The organism is Allobosea sp. 05T439, from assembly GCF_056396005.1.
Genome location: NZ_JBFTKP010000008.1, coordinates 133,124 through 148,129, shown reverse-complemented (window position 1 = coordinate 148,129; position 15,006 = coordinate 133,124). Strand labels below are relative to the sequence as shown.

15 protein-coding genes are annotated in these 15,006 nt (G+C 64.6%); 11 read left to right on the top strand and 4 right to left on the bottom strand.

The features are described 5' to 3' along the window. Window positions 1–18: 18 nt before the first annotated feature. On the top strand, window positions 19–1,065 hold the full coding sequence (locus AC1DIO_RS11835; RefSeq protein WP_441506375.1) for a GSCFA domain-containing protein: 1,047 nt from the start codon (window positions 19–21) through the stop codon (window positions 1,063–1,065). A gap of 22 nt (window positions 1,066–1,087) precedes the next feature. On the opposite strand, the gene AC1DIO_RS11830 is transcribed toward AC1DIO_RS11835, so the two are convergent. The 3 genes from AC1DIO_RS11830 to AC1DIO_RS11820 form a co-directional block, all read right to left on the bottom strand. Continuing rightward, window positions 1,088–1,717 (bottom strand): nitroreductase family protein, encoded by a 630-nt coding sequence (locus AC1DIO_RS11830; RefSeq protein ID WP_441506374.1) that lies wholly within the window; start codon window positions 1,715–1,717, stop codon window positions 1,088–1,090. A gap of 122 nt (window positions 1,718–1,839) precedes the next feature. Next, complete coding sequence (locus AC1DIO_RS11825) at window positions 1,840–2,157, bottom strand: hypothetical protein (protein WP_476775023.1); 318 nt, start codon at window positions 2,155–2,157, stop codon at window positions 1,840–1,842. After that, window positions 2,147–2,437 carry a hypothetical protein gene (locus AC1DIO_RS11820; RefSeq protein ID WP_441506373.1) on the bottom strand — a complete coding sequence of 97 codons (291 nt, stop codon included), beginning with the start codon at window positions 2,435–2,437 and terminating at the stop codon, window positions 2,147–2,149. The genes AC1DIO_RS11825 and AC1DIO_RS11820 overlap by 11 nt, the downstream gene beginning before the upstream one ends. A gap of 254 nt (window positions 2,438–2,691) precedes the next feature. Here AC1DIO_RS11820 and AC1DIO_RS11815 point away from each other — a divergent pair, with 254 nt between their 5' ends. The 4 genes from AC1DIO_RS11815 (at window position 2,692) to AC1DIO_RS11800 (ending at window position 8,234) form a co-directional block, all read left to right on the top strand. After that, window positions 2,692–4,491: an ABC transporter ATP-binding protein/permease gene (locus AC1DIO_RS11815; RefSeq protein ID WP_476853431.1), complete on the top strand. Its 1,800-nt coding sequence runs from the start codon at window positions 2,692–2,694 to the stop codon at window positions 4,489–4,491. 109 nt (window positions 4,492–4,600) lie between these two features. Continuing rightward, the gene (locus AC1DIO_RS11810; RefSeq protein ID WP_441490773.1) at window positions 4,601–5,164 is read left to right on the top strand and encodes a hypothetical protein; all 564 of its coding nucleotides are present in this window, start codon (window positions 4,601–4,603) and stop codon (window positions 5,162–5,164) included. Between the two features lie 349 nt (window positions 5,165–5,513). Beyond that, window positions 5,514–7,037 carry an ABC-F family ATP-binding cassette domain-containing protein gene (locus AC1DIO_RS11805; RefSeq protein WP_441506371.1) on the top strand — a complete coding sequence of 508 codons (1,524 nt, stop codon included), beginning with the start codon at window positions 5,514–5,516 and terminating at the stop codon, window positions 7,035–7,037. A gap of 249 nt (window positions 7,038–7,286) precedes the next feature. Next, entirely contained in the window at window positions 7,287–8,234 is a 948-nt protein-coding gene (locus AC1DIO_RS11800; RefSeq protein ID WP_441490775.1) for a lysylphosphatidylglycerol synthase domain-containing protein, read from the top strand. Window positions 8,235–8,327: 93 nt separating this feature from the next. Here AC1DIO_RS11800 and AC1DIO_RS11795 read toward each other — a convergent pair whose 3' ends face one another. Continuing rightward, window positions 8,328–8,618 (bottom strand): hypothetical protein, encoded by a 291-nt coding sequence (locus AC1DIO_RS11795; RefSeq protein WP_441490776.1) that lies wholly within the window; start codon window positions 8,616–8,618, stop codon window positions 8,328–8,330. Window positions 8,619–9,232: 614 nt separating this feature from the next. Between AC1DIO_RS11795 and AC1DIO_RS11790 the strand changes: the two genes are divergently transcribed. The 6 genes from AC1DIO_RS11790 to phoU all read left to right on the top strand — a co-directional run bounded on the left by AC1DIO_RS11790 (window position 9,233) and on the right by phoU (window position 15,001). Beyond that, window positions 9,233–10,294: an ATP-binding protein gene (locus tag AC1DIO_RS11790; RefSeq protein ID WP_441490777.1), complete on the top strand. Its 1,062-nt coding sequence runs from the start codon at window positions 9,233–9,235 to the stop codon at window positions 10,292–10,294. A gap of 100 nt (window positions 10,295–10,394) precedes the next feature. Then, window positions 10,395–11,420: a phosphate ABC transporter substrate-binding protein PstS gene (pstS, locus tag AC1DIO_RS11785; protein WP_441506370.1), complete on the top strand. Its 1,026-nt coding sequence runs from the start codon at window positions 10,395–10,397 to the stop codon at window positions 11,418–11,420. Window positions 11,421–11,515: 95 nt separating this feature from the next. Next, a complete protein-coding gene (gene pstC / locus AC1DIO_RS11780) occupies window positions 11,516–12,487 on the top strand; it encodes a phosphate ABC transporter permease subunit PstC (RefSeq protein WP_069878068.1) in 972 nt (323 codons plus the stop codon). Between the two features lie 13 nt (window positions 12,488–12,500). Then, entirely contained in the window at window positions 12,501–13,388 is an 888-nt protein-coding gene (gene pstA / locus AC1DIO_RS11775) for a phosphate ABC transporter permease PstA (protein WP_441490779.1), read from the top strand. Between the two features lie 44 nt (window positions 13,389–13,432). Beyond that, the gene (pstB, locus tag AC1DIO_RS11770; RefSeq protein WP_069878064.1) at window positions 13,433–14,233 is read left to right on the top strand and encodes a phosphate ABC transporter ATP-binding protein PstB; all 801 of its coding nucleotides are present in this window, start codon (window positions 13,433–13,435) and stop codon (window positions 14,231–14,233) included. 48 nt (window positions 14,234–14,281) lie between these two features. After that, on the top strand, window positions 14,282–15,001 hold the full coding sequence (phoU, locus tag AC1DIO_RS11765) for a phosphate signaling complex protein PhoU (protein ID WP_476853430.1): 720 nt from the start codon (window positions 14,282–14,284) through the stop codon (window positions 14,999–15,001). The last annotated feature ends 5 nt before the right edge of the window (window positions 15,002–15,006 follow it).

Here is a 15,006-nt window from a genome sequence, read left to right as displayed (position 1 = left end):
GAGCGGCAGGAGCAGACCATGAAGATCGAATACGACGCGGGCACCGCGCTCACGATCATGCGCGGCAATCCGGTGCGCGGCTGGATCTCGGGCAAGCCCGAGCGCATGGCCAAGGAGCGACTGACGACCGGCAACTATCTCTCGGTCGAGCATAAGCCGAAGTTCCAGATCGATCCGGCCTGGCCGATTTTTACGATGGGCTCCTGCTTCGCGCGCGAGGTCGAGAACGTCCTGATGATGCGTGGGCTGTCGCTCCTGCTCGAAGGCCATGGCGTTCCCGCTGAGCATTTCGAGAGCTGGAACGAGGCGACGGGCCGCGGCGGTGGTGCGGCGCGCGGAAGTTTGAGTCGCGGCGCGCTCAACAAGTACTCGGTGCGGTCCATGACGCATGAGCTCAAGCGCGTCCTGCTCGACGAACCCTATCCGAATGAAGGGCTGATCGAGCTTGCCCCTGACCAGTGGTTCGATCCGCACGCCAGCGGCCTGAGATTGCTCGACCAGCAGACCGCGCTTGCCAACCGCAAGCGCCTGACGGCCGCGACCTCGCGAATCAGGGACGCGCGGATCTGTTTCTTCACGCTCGGGCTGACCGAGACTTGGCTCGACTCCGAGACCGGGCTCGCCATGAATATCCACCCCGGCCCGACCTGGCTCTCGCGCATGCCCGAGCGCTTCCGCTTCGTCGACTACGGCTATGAGGCGACCTTGAACGACATGCTCGGCGCGATCACGCTGATCCGCGAGCACTGCCATCCGGAGATGCGTTTCATCGTCACCGTTTCGCCAGTGCCGCTAGGCGCGACGTTCAAGGATGCCGACGTCATCGTGGCCAACAGCGCCTCGAAATCGGTGCTGCGCGCCGTCGCCGAGGAGCTCTACCGGCGCTTCGATTTCGTCGATTACTTCCCGAGCTACGAGATCGTCCTGAACTCGCCGCGTGCCATCGCTTTCGAGGAGGACCAACTCCATGTCGCCCGCAAGATGGTGGCGACGGTGATGGAGACCTTCGAGCGCAGCTATCTCGGTCAGACGATCGGCGCGACTGCCAGCCCGGCGCTGGTCTGACGCAGACTCACCGGGAACAGGGTCAGTCCGTCCCCGTCCACACGGTGGTGATCGCGTCGATATCGGGGCGCCGGCGCTCGGTCGGCGCTTCCTTCGCCGTGCCGATATGGACGAGGCCCGCGAGCTTCTCGCCGCTCGAAAGCCCGAACAGGGCGTGCACGCCGGGGCTGTAGGCGGCCCAGCCGGTGAGCCAGTTCGCGCCGAAGCCAAGCGCGTGGGCTGCGGTGAGCAGGTTCATGCAGACCGCCCCGGCGGAGAGATCCTGCTCCCAGACCGGGACGCGCGCCTCGGGGTCGCTTTTGCTGACGACCAAGACGATCAGGGGCGCATAGGTCAGCGAGCGGCCGATGATCCCGGTGAATTTCTCACGCTTCTCGGCATCCATCGCCGCGTTCTCGGTGGCATAGAGCCGCGAGACACGCTCGCTTGCCCGTTTGCGCGCTTCTCCCGCAAGCACGATGAAGCGCCAGGGTTCGAGCACGCCATGATCGGGCACGCGGGCGGCGATCGTCAGGATGCGGGCCAGCGCTGCAGCATCCGGGCCCGGCTCGCTGAGCATCGTCATCCCGACCGAGCGGCGCGTTTCGAGCAGGCGCAGCAGCGTCTCGCCATCCCCGGGCGCTGCGGCAAGGGCCGCCTGGCTCTGGTTCATGTCCTCACGTCCTCGATCGTTGGCGCTTTCGCGCGTGCCCGCGCTTGAAGCATCGTTCCGAAAAGTGGATTGCGGCCTTCGGGAAAGCCGATGCAAACCCGAAGACTCAGATCACCGATGATCTAAGCCCGGCCGGCAACCTCGACCAGCCTCAGATCGGGGATCGGCGCCGGTCTTGCCAGACGCGCCAGGGCCACCTGCAGGGCGTCGATATCCTGCTCCGGGCTCGGCCGCCAGCCGCATGGACAAGCGTCCTCATGGCGATGGGCATCGGAGACCTCGCGATAGATCGAGCCGATTGCCTCGGCGGCGAGCCGCATCACGGTCATCGGGGCGAGCTGGGAATCGTGCAAGGCGTTGCAGAATGCCGTCATAACCACCTGCCGCAGCGCGGCGCGGGCGGCCTCGGTGTTCTCGTCATGGATCAGTTCAAGCGGCACGGTGGGCGTCCTCCCGCCGATGGTTGGGTTTCTCACCTTGGGCGGGACCGAGCGGCTGCGCCGATCCCTCGAGCGCAGCAGTCAGCAGGTCGACGAGACGCTGCATCCGCGCCGGCAACGCCTGATAGGCGGCCGGGCTTGCATTGGCGGGGCCCTTTGCGAAGGCGAGCGCCCGACGCAGTTCGAGCGTGGTCGCCTTGGTCCGCAGCGTTTCCTGGATGATGAGTTCGTCGCTCCGGCCGATTGCCGCAACTACGTCCCCTGCAGAAATCTCGCCCATCTCGTTGCCTCGCCGTGACCGATTCTTACATGGCGAAATTCAGTAGGCGCGAGGGGGTTGTAGTGCAACGTATTGTTTTCATTGAATAAATAGAACAGTTCGAAACTGCGGGGTGGCATCGGTGCCGCAAGGTCAGAATCATTCAGCCTTGGTTCATCGAGCGCAGGATAGGCGCCATGCTGGCAGGCGTGTGCGGCAATCGGGAAAACCCGGGCGTGGACGTGTGTTGTTCCGATCCGGGGGGATCATCGTTCTTGCTGAAGTCAGTCGAAGCGCCTGACATTGCCGAAAGCCTGCCCTCCGATCGGCAGGTCGCCTGGCGCTTTGCCGGCTTGACCGGCGGTTTCTGGCGTGGAACGACCCGTGGCAAGGCCTGGTTCTGGACGCTGTCGCTGGCGGCATCGATCATCTTCAGCGTCTTCGTCAATGTCACCGTCAATCGCTGGAACGGCTGGTTCTTCGATGCGCTGGAGAAGAAAGACACGGAGAGCGCGCTGACCGCCATGGCGGTCTTTCCGGTGCTCGCGCTCATCGTCGCCGGTATCGGCGTCGCCATCCTGGTCACGCGCGAGACGCTCCAGGTGCACTGGCGGCAATGGGTAACGGCGAAGCTCGCTGACGGCTGGGTTGGAGAGCGACGCTTCTTCCGTCTGAGCCTCTCGAATGACGAGCCGGCCAATCCCGAATATCGCATCGCCGACGATGTGCGCTKGGCAACCGAACCGCTCGTCGATTTTGCCATAGGTCTGCTGTCGGCTTTCATCACCATCGTGATGTTTATCGAGATCCTCTGGGAGATCGGGGGCGCGCTGACGATTCCGGYCGGCTCGGGGGCGATCACCATCCCGGCCTATCTCGTATTGGCGGCAATCCTCTATGCGGTGCTGGTTTCGCTTCTGATCACCGTTGTCGGCCGCCGGCTGCCGCGCCTCGTTGCGGCTCGAAACGAGGGCGAAGCCAAGTTGCGCTTCGCCCTGATGCGCATTCGCGATCATGGCGAGCCGATCGCGCTCGCTCGCGCCGAGGCAGGCGAGCGTCGCGCCGTTGCGCGCACCTATGACAGCCTGGCGCAGCGCTGGCTCGCCATGATCCGCCAGCGCGGCAGGCTGACCTGGATCACCAATGGCAGCGGCGCGCTCGTTCCGGTCGTTCCGTTGCTGCTGGCCGCGCCGAAATATCTCTCCGGCGAGATGTCGCTCGGCGGGGTCGTTCAAGTCGCTGCCGCCTTTGTCGCCGTGCAGAACGCCTTCAACTGGGTGCTCGACAATTTCATGCGCATCGCCGAGTGGCTGGCCGCCGCGCGGCGCGTCAACGAACTGGCCGACGCGCTCGACCGTGTCGAACAGAGCCGGCCGGATGATCATCTGACCGTGAAGCAAAGCCCTGACACTCTGCTGTGTCTCGCGGATGTCACCTTGACCGATCGCGATGGCCGCAACCTGGCCGCCGATCTCAGCTTCTCCCTGCCGGCCGGCGCGACCTTGCATCTTTCGGGCGAACTCGGGCTCGGCAAATCGGCGCTGATCCAGGCGCTCGCCGGTCTCTGGCCTTGGGGCAGAGGCGAGATTTCCCTGCCGGAAGGAGCGCGGGTGACCGTCGTGCCGCACAGCCTGCACCTGAGCGAAGGCAGCCTGCGCACGATTCTTGATACGGCGTTGACCCGTCCAGGCGATGCGCTTGCCGATGCCTTGCGCCGTTACGGGCTCTCTGCGCTCGCCGCGAGCCTCGACGAGCATCGCGACTGGGACAAGCTCCTGGCGACGGGCGACAGGCAGCGCCTGGCGCTGGCCCGCGCCGAACTCGAAGCGCCTGACGTGCTCCTGCTCGACGAATCCACCAGCGCCCTCGAAACCGACACTGCGCTCGAGCTCATCGCCGAGCTGCGAGCCGTGCGGCCCGGCGCCATCATCCTGCTGATGGGCCAGAGCCCTGGCTTTGCGGAGGCCGCCAGCCACCATCTCGTGATGAAGCGGGCCGGCGGCGTGGCGCGGATGGCCAATCCGGATGGCACGCCCGCCCTGCGGGCCAGTGTGGTGGAGCGGGGCCTGACATGACGGTCGTTTCGGTCAGCCTTGCCGCGAAACCCTGTACCTCGGGCCCGACCAAGCCCGCCTTGCCTCATGCCGCAGGTATGACGGACCTGCCTGTAACGGAGCTGATCGCATGCTGAACATCTGGGACGTCTATTGGGGCCTGCGGGTCGAGCAGTGCCCTTGTGACGTGCATTTCGTCGAATGGCTCGAGGAGCAGAGCCTCACCGGCAAGCGCATCTATCATTTCGGGACCGGCGGGCATCACTATATCGGCATCCGCTGCGCCGAGCCGGAGCTCGACTGCACGGTGCTGGGCATCACCGCTTCGCCCAAGGAATATGATGCCTTCGTCAAGCTGGCGACCGAGAACCCCTCGATCACCAAGACCTATTCCGCCTATTTCGGTGACATCTATACCAGCAACGCAAAGCTGCTGCCGCGCTTCGATATCGTCACCCTGTTCCATTCCTGCGAGTTCCGCAGCGAGAAGAACGATGCCTATGGCGCGCTTACCGATCTCGAGGTGATGCAGCTCTTCACCGACCAGACTGACGCCGGCGGCTATATCCTGTTCTATACCGGCTCCTTCGCCTATGCCTCGGCCGAGCCGATCATTGCGGATTGGGCGAAGTCGCGCCCGGTCGAGGAGGTCGGCCTGTTCAAGACGCTGCGCGTTTTCCGCAAGACTGCCTGAGGCAAGCCGCAGTTGCGAACGATTTGGAACGGCGCTAGGGCTGTTGCCATCGTTCACTCGAGAAAGGGGGGCTGCGTGATTACGTTCTTTCGTCACCATCGTCAGCGTGGCCCCGTTCAGGCCCTGCAAGCTGTCTTGCAGGGCTGACCCAAAGACGATCGCTCAACGGTTCTCTTCCGGTCTGCCCTTCGTGGCGGCGCAGCGTCGAGCCTCATGGCTCCGGTGAACTGCGCCTCTCCCAACCCAACKAGCTGACGCCGCACAGGCATCCGGCATCCGCATCCTCAAGGCCGTGGAACGCGCCTTTCCTGGATGCCGGACAACGGCTCGCGCAGTCCAGAGAACGATTATGGCTTTGATCAACGCCCGCAAACTTGGCGTCACGCTCGGTGCGCCGCTCTTTTCCAATCTCAATCTTGCGATCGGGGCGGGAGATCGCCTCGGCCTCGTCGCAGCCAATGGCCGGGGTAAATCCACCCTGCTGCGCTGCCTTGCTGGTTCCCATGAGCCTACGACTGGCGAGATCACGCGGTCGCGCGGACTTCGCGTCGGCCATGTCGAGCAGGAAATTCCCGCCGGGCTGCTGGCGTTGCCCCTCTATGACCTCGTCCGTCGCGCGCTCCCGATGGAGCAGGCCGAGACGGAATCCTGGCGCGTCGACGTTGCGCTGGAGGCGCTCGAAATTCCCGAGGCGCTTCGCCGGCGCCCCCTGTCGCAGCTGAGCGGCGGCTGGCAACGCTTCGCCATGCTGGCCAGCGTCTGGGTGACCGATCCCGACATGCTGCTGCTCGACGAGCCGACCAACCATCTCGACCTCGCCCGGATCAGCCAACTCGAGGAATGGCTGAACGGTCTGCCGCGCGACGTGCCCGTGGTGATCTCCAGTCATGATCGCGCCTTCCTCGACGCGGTGTCCAATCGCACGCTGTTCCTCAGGCTGGAGAGCTCACCGGTCTTCGCGCTGCCCTATACGCGGGCGCGCGCCGCGCTGGATGAGGTCGACGCCTCGGAGGAGCGTCGCTACCAGCGCGAGATGAAGGCGGCGCAGCAGTTGCGCCGGCAGGCGGCGAAGCTGAACAATATCGGGATCAATTCCGGCAGCGACCTCCTCGTGGTCAAGACCAAGCAGCTCAGGCAAAGGGCCGAGCGCCTGGAAGAGGCGGCGAGGCCTGGCTATCAGGAGCGCTCATCGGGCGCGATCAGGCTGGCCAATCGCGGCACGCATGCCAAAGTCCTGGTGACCCTCGACGATCTTTCCGTCGAGACGCCGGATGGGGCGCCGCTGTTCAAGACCGGCAAGCGGTCGATCGCCCAGGGTGACCGGATCGTGCTGCTGGGCCGCAACGGGACCGGCAAGTCGCGACTGATTGGCCTGATCAGGGACGCGATCGCGGAAACCGACGCTGCGCGCATCAAGGTCACGCCGTCGCTTGCTCTTGGTTATAGCAGTCAGAGTCTTTCCGAACTCGCCGATAGCGATACGCCGCACGGCGTGATCACCCGGCGCTTCGATGTCGGCGACCAGCCGGCGCGCAGCCTGCTAGCGGGGGCGGGTGTGTCGATCGACATGCAGAGCAGCCGGATCGGCGCGCTCTCGGGCGGGCAGAAGTCGCGGCTCGCCATGTTGGTCTTGCGCTTGGCCAATCCGAATTTCTACCTGCTCGACGAACCGACGAACCATCTCGACATCGAAGGGCAGGAGGCGCTGGAGGGCGAACTCATGGCGCATGAGGCGAGCTGCCTGCTGGTTTCGCATGACCGCAGCTTCGTCAGGGCGGTCGGCAATCGCTTCTGGCTGATCGAGAATCGCAAATTGGTCGAGATCGAGGGGCCGGAGGCATTCTTCGCTGCGGCTCAAGCCGGAGAAACTTGAGGTTGGCCAAAAGCTTGGGCTGAAGCGGACAGATGTCGTCGGGCCGTCGCAATGCCGGCCCGACGCGACCTGCGTCAGCCTCATGGTGCGCATTCGCCGCGTCGTCCCGTCTTGTGGATCGCGGCCGAGGCGCTATCTGTCGGGGCCGGGGCGCTGCGGTGCCCTCCCGTCCGCAATCGACGCGAGCACATTCCCACCTCGCGCAATTGACCACGAGAGAGCATGTCGTACGGCCCGCACGAGCCCGGAATGCCGCTGCGCAAACGCAGTCGCTGGCGCTGGCTCGGCCCACTTGCCAGCACGGTCATCTTCGTCGCTTCACTGGCCGTCCTCTGGCTGATCATCCGCGAGATGGAGCCGGGCCAGGTAGCCGGTGCCTTCGCCGATGCCAGCCGCCGCCAGATCGGGCTGGCGCTCGGCTTCACCGCGCTGAGCTATCTGCTGCTGACCGGCTATGATGCGCTGGCGCTGAGAAGGCTGGGGATGTCGATCCCCTACCGAACGACCGCACTCGCCTCCTTCACCAGCTATTCCGTGTCCTTCACGCTCGGATTCCCGATCGTGACGGGCGGCACCGTTCGTTACTGGATCTACTCGGCCAAGGGGGTGCGCGCCTCCGAGGTCGCTCGCCTGACGATTATCGCCGGCCTGACCTTCTGGCTCGGCCTCGGCGCGATCCTCAGCGCCTGCCTGTTCTATGCCACCGATTCTGTCGCGATGCTCGCGCGCACCTCGCCCTGGGTCGTGCAGGTCGTCGGTGGCGCCACGGGGCTCGCCATCCTCGGCTATCTCGTCTGGGTCGCGACCGACGAACGCACTTTCCGGGTCCGCGGCTGGAATCTGCCGCTGCCGGGGCTCGGCATCACGCTAGGCCAGATGACACTTGGCGCCTGCGAGGTCTGCGCCGCCGCCGCCGTGCTCTTCGTACTGCTGCCCGGCGGCTATGGGCTGGAATATCCGGCTTTCCTGGCGGCCTATGTCTTCGCTTGCCTGATCGGCATCGCCGCCCATACGCCCGGCGGGTTGGGAGTCTTCGAGGCGACGATGCTCGTCGCGCTCAACCGACTGCCCTATGGTCATGTGCTTGGAGCCTTGCTGCTCTTCCGCATCATCTACTACCTGCTGCCCTTCATCCTGGCGCTGGTGATGCTGGCGCTGCACGAAATGATCCGCCGCATTAAGCGCCACGATATCTAGGGTGCCGCCCCTTCAGATCATCTGACCTGATCTCGTATCCGGTCAGATGATCCGACTGCTGTGATTGCCGCGTCTTTCTCGAAAGCCGACGCTTTAGCGGCTGCTGCGCGCTGCGTAGGCGACCTGGCGGCTGCTGCGCTTGTGCCCATACCAGGAGGCCTCGCGCGCGCCGACATCCGCATGGACGATGCCGTTCGAATAGGAACCGACGCCGCCGGTGCTCGCGAGGGCCTTGGCGGCAGCGACCGCGCTGCGTGTAGAGGCGGCTAGTGGCCTGAAGTCGATCGCCTTTCCGCTATAATGCTGCGAGTTCCGGGCATGGCGACCGCCGCAGGTCGAGGTGATCTTGATCGGGCCGATCTTGGCGACCAACTCGCTGATCATCGCCAGGGTTTCCGGTTTGAGGCAGCCCAACCCCTTCACTTGCGGTTGGAAGGAAACCTTGCCGGCGGGGACATTGGCTTGGGCGGTCGCAGGGAGGCATACTGCAACGCATGCAGCCAAGATAAAATGACGCATAAAAGACTCAACAAGACTAGGGAGAATGGAAGGCTCAAGCCACCAAATTCTTGGTCTGGCTGACCAGTTCCATGTCCGAATAGTGTCCGTAGAAGGCCAAAAGATGGCTGGCCATGCCGATGGTCATCGTTGCATCGATTGAGCATCATTATCAGTAGCCTTTCCAAGTCCGATGTTGTCTCAATAAAACGATGATAATTGGCTGAAAATACATTCTTGATCTGAGCGAGAGCGGCCGGTCGCAATTCCGATCATGGTCGAGACAGCCTCGGCCTCCGCGGCGCCCGGCGCGTCGCCGATAGTGACCACCCAAGCGCGCTTCGTTCCTGCTGAGATCCTGGATGGCGTGGATTTCGCCCAGTGTCGCCGCGCGCTGTGGGGGGCCTCGCAAGTGCGGGGGGCATCTCGCCCGGAGCGATTGGCAGAGCGCGTGCCAGCCCCTATGAGGGCGCCAGCTTCCTCCTGATAGGCATGTTCACATGGTCGATGTCGTCGATCCCCACGCGCCGGCCACTGCAGCGCTGATCGAGGCGCTGGGTTCCGCCGTGGTGCTGCTCGATGCGCAAGGGGTGGCGCAGGCACTGAGCCCAGCGATGCGCGCGCTCATTCCGGCGCTCGAACGCGGCCAGTCGCTCACGCTCGTCCTGCGCGACCCCGACCTGATCGACGCGATCGAGCAGGTTTCGCGCCGTGGAGGGCGCCGGGTCATCGAGTTGGTCGAGCGCGTGCCGGTCGAGCGCACATTCCGCATCCACATCGCAGCTTTGACCGGCGGCGTCTGGCGTAATCCCGTGGTGCTGACCTTCGAGGATCTGAGTGAGCTGCGCGTCACGGAACGCATGCGCGTCGATTTCGTGGCGAATGCCAGCCACGAACTGCGCACGCCGCTCGCCTCCCTTCTCGGCTTCGTCGAGACCCTGCAGGGACCGGCGCGCAACGATACCGGCGCGCGCGACCGCTTTCTCGCCATCATGCGCGAACAGGGTCTGCGCATGGCGCGGTTGGTCGACGATCTGCTTTCGCTCTCGCGCATCGAGCTGCGCGCCCATCTCGCGCCGGACACGCCTGTCGATCTCTCCGCGATTTCGCGCGAGATCGTCGACTCGCTCACCCTGATGGCACGCGAGCGCAAGGTGGCGTTGAAGCTCGAGACGCCGACCCAGCCGGTCCAAGTCGCGGGGGACCGCGACGAGTTGCTGCGGCTGATGGAGAACCTCGTCGAGAACGCCATCAAATATGGCCGTGAGGGCGGCGTGGTTGCAATCAATGTGGTCGAGGGCGCGAGCGAAGCCAGCGTCAGCGTTCGTGACGACGGGCCAGGCATCCCGCCCGAGCATCTGCCCCGCCTCACCGAACGCTTCTATCGTGTCGACACGGCCGCGAGCCGCGAGGCCGGCGGCACGGGCCTTGGTCTCGCCATCGTCAAGCACATCGTGTTACGCCATCGCGGCCGTCTCACCATCGAGAGCGAGTACGGCAAGGGCGCCCTCTTCAAGGCGATCCTGCCGCGCCTCGGCGCGATGATGCGGAGCCCGTCCTGACCAATGTGACGGCGAACGTGACGGTCTGTCATCTGTCTGTCACATGGAAGGTGTTCTAGCGGGGCTGCTAAAGACTGCGACCCAGACGAGGACTCCTCTAATGCGCAAAATTCTCATTCTCGCGGCTGCGACGATCGGCTTGGCCGGCGTTGCCCAGGCCGCCGACATTACCGGCGCGGGCGCGACCTTCCCTTTCCCGATCTACTCGAAATGGGCTGAAGCTTATAAGAAGGAGACCAATATCGGTCTCAACTATCAGTCGATCGGCTCAGGCGGCGGTATCCGGCAGATCAAGGCCAAGACGGTTGCGTTCGGCGCGACCGATGCCCCGCTCAAGGGCGAGGACCTGACCAAGGACGGCCTGATCCAGTTCCCGACCGTCATGGGTGGCGTCGTTCCGGCCGTCAACATTGCCGGCGTCGAGCCGGGCAAGCTGAAGCTCACCGGCGCGATCATCGCCGACATCTATCAGGGCACCATCAAGAAGTGGAACGATCCCAAGATCGTCGCCATCAATGCCGGCCTGACCCTGCCTGACGCCAACATCAACCCGGTCTATCGTTCGGACGGCTCGGGCACGACCTTCGTCTTCACCGACTATCTCTCGCGCGTTTCGCCGGACTGGAAGTCGAAGATCGGCACCAACACGGCCGTGCAGTGGCCGGTCGGCATCGGCGGCAAGGGCAATGAGGGCGTCTCGGCCTCCGTCAAGCAGGTCGCGAACTCGATCGGCTATGTCGAGTACGCCTATGCCAAGCAGAACAAACTGGCCCATGCGCTGGTCGAGAACGCCGACGGCCAGTTCCCGGCTCCGGACGACAAGTCCTTCCAGGCCGCTGCCGCCAATGCGAACTGGAACGAGGCTCCCGGCTTCGGCATCTCGTTGAACAACCAGAAGGGCGCCCAGGCCTGGCCGATCACCTCCGCCACCTTCCTGCTCGTCCATGCCAAGCCGGAGAAGCCCGAAGAGGTGCAGTCCGCGCTGAAATTCGTCGACTGGGCCTTCAAGAACGGCGACAAGCTCGCGCTCGATCTCGACTACGTGCCGCTCCCGGCCAACGTCAAGGATCAGGTCCGCGCCGCCTGGAAGGGCGCCACCGACCCGGCTGGCAAGCCGATCTTCTGATCCATGCTATGACGCGAGGCGGGTTGTTCCCGCCTCGCGTTCGACTTTGTGAGACCCGTTTCCTCGTGCTTCTTATGCGACCGGAGTAACCACGGATGGCTGCCGTGACAGACCAGATGGCCGCGCCCGGCGCGCCCGCCATTCGCCGCACTCCAAAGGGCACCTTCGACATTGTCTTCCGCAATGCCAGCCGGGCCGCCGCGCTCTTCGTGCTGGTGCTGCTCGCGGGCATCATCGCCTCGATGATCATCGGCGGCTGGCCCGCCTTCCGCGAATTCGGCCTTGGTTTCATCACGTCCAGCGTCTGGGACACCCAGAACGAGCAGTATGGCGCCTGGCCTGCCATCGTAGGCACCTTGTCGACCGCGCTGATCGCGCTGGTCCTTGGCGTGCCGCTCTCGCTCGGCATCGCCGTCTACCTCACCCAGCTCGCGCCGCCCTGGTTCAAGCGCCCGGTCTCGACGACGATCGAGCTGCTCGCCGCCGTGCCCTCGATCATTTACGGCATGTGGGGTCTCTTCGTTTTCGTGCCGCTCTTCGCGGCATATGTGCAGATCCCGGTCTCGAACATCGTCGAAGGCATTCCGCTGGTCGGCACCGTGCTGTATTCGCGCTCGCCCTCGGGGCTCGGCATCCTGACGGCCGGCATCATCCTCGCCTTCATGATCATCCCCTTCATCGCCTCGATCACCCGCGACATGCTGGAGCAGATCCCGTCCGTGCTGCGTGAGAGCGCCTATGGCATCGGCGCCACGACCTGGGAGGTCGTGCGCCATGTGCTGGTGCCGCAGGCCGGCGTCTCGATCATCGGCGCGATCATGCTCGGTCTTGGCCGCGCGCTTGGCGAGACCATGGCGGTGACCTTCGTCGTCGGCAATGCCAACCGGCTTTCGGCCTCGATCATGGACCCCGGCTCGACCATTGCCTCGCGCATCGCCAACGAATTCAACGAGGCGATGGGCCTGCAGCTCAACGCGCTGATCGCGCTCGGCTGCATCCTCTTCTTCGTCACCTTCGTCGTCCTCGTGATCGCGCGTATCCTTGTCGCGCGCGTCAAGTCCTTCTGAGCGGAGCCTGGCCATGAACAGCGCCGTCACCCCGCCCGCAACGACGCCTCATCAGGTCTGGGGCCGCGTCCGCCCCGCGCGCCGCACCGCGGATCGGGCGATGAAGATCATCGCCACCAGCTTCACCCTTCTCGCCATCTTCGTGCTGTTCTGGATTCTCGGCATGCTGCTCGTGAAGGGGATCGGCGGGCTCTCCGTCGCGACCTTCACCCAGGTGACGCCCGGTCCCGGCAGCGAGGGGGGCGGCCTTGCCAACGCCATTGTCGGCTCGATCGTGCTGACCTTCCTCGGCATCGCCGTGGCGACGCCGGTGGGCGTGCTCGCCGGCACCTACCTTGCCGAATACGGCAAGGGCTCCAAGCTCGCGGACCTGATCCGTTTCATCAACGACATCCTGCTCTCGGCGCCGTCGATCCTGATCGGCCTCTTCGTCTACGTCATCCTGGTCGAGCCATTCCGCGGCTATTCCGGCTGGGCCGGCGGCGTGGCGCTGGGCATCATCGCGATCCCGGTGATCGTGCGCACCACCGAGGACATGCTGCGCCTCGTGCCGAGCTCGTTGCGTGAAGCCGGTGCTGCGCTCGGCGCCCCGCCTTCGGTCGTCATCACCAGCGTGACCTGGCGGGCGGCGAAATCCGGCATGGTCACCGGTATCCTGCTGGCCCTGGCGCGCATCGCCGGCGAGACGGCGCCGCTGATCTTCACTGCGCTGAACAACAATTTCTGGTTCTCGCCCAGCCTCGTCGGCGGCGTCTCCAACCTGCCGGTGACGATCTACCAGTTCGCCTCCGCCCCCTATGAGAACTGGCAGCAACTCGCCTGGGCCGGTTCGCTGATCATCACCGTCTCGATCCTGTGCCTCTCGCTTATCGCCCGCCGTATCGTGCGGGGCGGCAAATGAACGGCCTTAAACCCTCGTCGCGTTCGATCTGAAGGAACAAGTCGATGCTTTCGACGCTGGAACTGAGCCCGCAAGCGCTTGATGCCGAGGCCCCCGTCCGGATCGCGGTCAAGAACCTCGATTTCTACTACGGCGAGCACAAGGCGCTGAAGAACATCAATCTCGACTTCCGGGACCGCCATGTCACGGCCCTGATCGGACCGTCGGGCTGCGGCAAGTCGACCCTGCTGCGCATTTTCAACCGGATCTACTCGCTTTATCCCGAGCAGCGCGCCACCGGCGAGATCCTGCTCGACGGCCGCAACGTCATCAGCAACGATATCGATGTGAACGAGCTGCGCTCGCGCGTCGGCATGGTGTTCCAGAAGCCGACGCCCTTCCCGATGTCGATCTACGACAATGTCGCATTCGGCATCCGCCTCTACGAGAAGCCACCGAAATCCGAGCTCGATGACCGCGTCGAGGGTGCGCTGCGCCGTTCCGCGCTCTGGGACGAGGTCAAGGACAAGCTGAAGACCTCCGGCATGGGCCTGTCCGGCGGCCAGCAGCAGCGCCTCTGCATTGCGCGGACCATTGCCCAGAAGCCGGAAGTCATCCTGTTCGACGAGCCGACCTCGGCGCTCGATCCGATCTCGACCGGCAAGATCGAGGACCTGCTCGAGCAGCTCAAGACCGACTTCACCATCGTCATCGTCACCCACAACATGCAGCAGGCGGCGCGTATCTCGCAGTACACCGCCTTCATGTATCTCGGTGAGGTGATCGAATTCGACGCCACCAACACCATCTTCATGAACCCGCACAAGAAGCAGACGCAGGACTACGTCACCGGCCGCTTCGGCTGAACCGGCGCCCAGCCTTCCAACTGCTTTGCCGACAAAGGATACGCCGCGATGACTGATCACATCGTCCGCTCATATGATGCCGATCTCGAGGGGATCCGCCGCAGCCTGGCCGAGATGGGGGGCATGTCGGAGCGCATGCTCGGCGATTCGACAGTCGCCCTGGTGCGCCGCGACACCGGGCTGGCACAGAAGGTCATCAGCGCCGACCAGCGCCTCGACAATCTGCAGCGCGAGGTAGAGGAGAAGGCGGTGCTCACCATCGCCCGGCGCCAGCCGCTCGCCAACGACCTGCGCGAGCTGATCTCCGCCATCCGCATCGCCGCCGATATCGAGCGTGTCGGCGATCTCGCCAAGAATATCGCCAAGCGCGCGGTCGCCATCTCCGGCCAGTTCCAGCCGCCGTCGCGCGCGGTCGTCGGCCTCGAGCATATGAGCCGCCTGGTTCAGGCCCAGCTCAAGGACGTGCTCGACGCTTACGCCGTCAGCAACGAGCAGAAGGCCATGGAGGTCTGGCGCCGCGACGATGAGATCGACGCGCTCTATACCTCGCTCTTCCGCGAGCTGCTCACCTATATGATGGAAGACCCGCGCAACATCACCTTCTGCACGCATCTCCTGTTCTGCGCCAAGAATGTCGAGCGCATCGGCGACCACACCACCAACATCGCCGAGACGATCCACTATCTCGTCACGGGCGAAGCCTTGGACGCAGCCCGCCCGAAGCTCGACACGACCAATATCCTTCTGGACGCCGCCACCGGTKAGTGACCGGC

What these genes read in the sequence shown, in the direction of transcription:
- AC1DIO_RS11800 (WP_441490775.1), top strand. Translation starts at nt 7,287, where the DNA reads ATGCCGCTGCGCAAACGCAGTCGCTGGCGCTGGCTCGGCCCACTTGCC.
- AC1DIO_RS11820 (WP_441506373.1), bottom strand. Translation starts at nt 2,437, where the DNA reads ATGGGCGAGATTTCTGCAGGGGACGTAGTTGCGGCAATCGGCCGGAGC.
- pstC (WP_069878068.1), top strand. Translation starts at nt 11,516, where the DNA reads ATGGCTGCCGTGACAGACCAGATGGCCGCGCCCGGCGCGCCCGCCATT.
- pstA (WP_441490779.1), top strand. Translation starts at nt 12,501, where the DNA reads ATGAACAGCGCCGTCACCCCGCCCGCAACGACGCCTCATCAGGTCTGG.
- pstB (WP_069878064.1), top strand. Translation starts at nt 13,433, where the DNA reads ATGCTTTCGACGCTGGAACTGAGCCCGCAAGCGCTTGATGCCGAGGCC.
- AC1DIO_RS11835 (WP_441506375.1), top strand. Translation starts at nt 19, where the DNA reads ATGAAGATCGAATACGACGCGGGCACCGCGCTCACGATCATGCGCGGC.
- AC1DIO_RS11810 (WP_441490773.1), top strand. Translation starts at nt 4,601, where the DNA reads ATGCTGAACATCTGGGACGTCTATTGGGGCCTGCGGGTCGAGCAGTGC.
- AC1DIO_RS11795 (WP_441490776.1), bottom strand. Translation starts at nt 8,618, where the DNA reads ATGATCAGCGAGTTGGTCGCCAAGATCGGCCCGATCAAGATCACCTCG.
- AC1DIO_RS11805 (WP_441506371.1), top strand. Translation starts at nt 5,514, where the DNA reads ATGGCTTTGATCAACGCCCGCAAACTTGGCGTCACGCTCGGTGCGCCG.
- pstS (WP_441506370.1), top strand. Translation starts at nt 10,395, where the DNA reads ATGCGCAAAATTCTCATTCTCGCGGCTGCGACGATCGGCTTGGCCGGC.
- AC1DIO_RS11790 (WP_441490777.1), top strand. Translation starts at nt 9,233, where the DNA reads ATGGTCGATGTCGTCGATCCCCACGCGCCGGCCACTGCAGCGCTGATC.
- AC1DIO_RS11830 (WP_441506374.1), bottom strand. Translation starts at nt 1,717, where the DNA reads ATGAACCAGAGCCAGGCGGCCCTTGCCGCAGCGCCCGGGGATGGCGAG.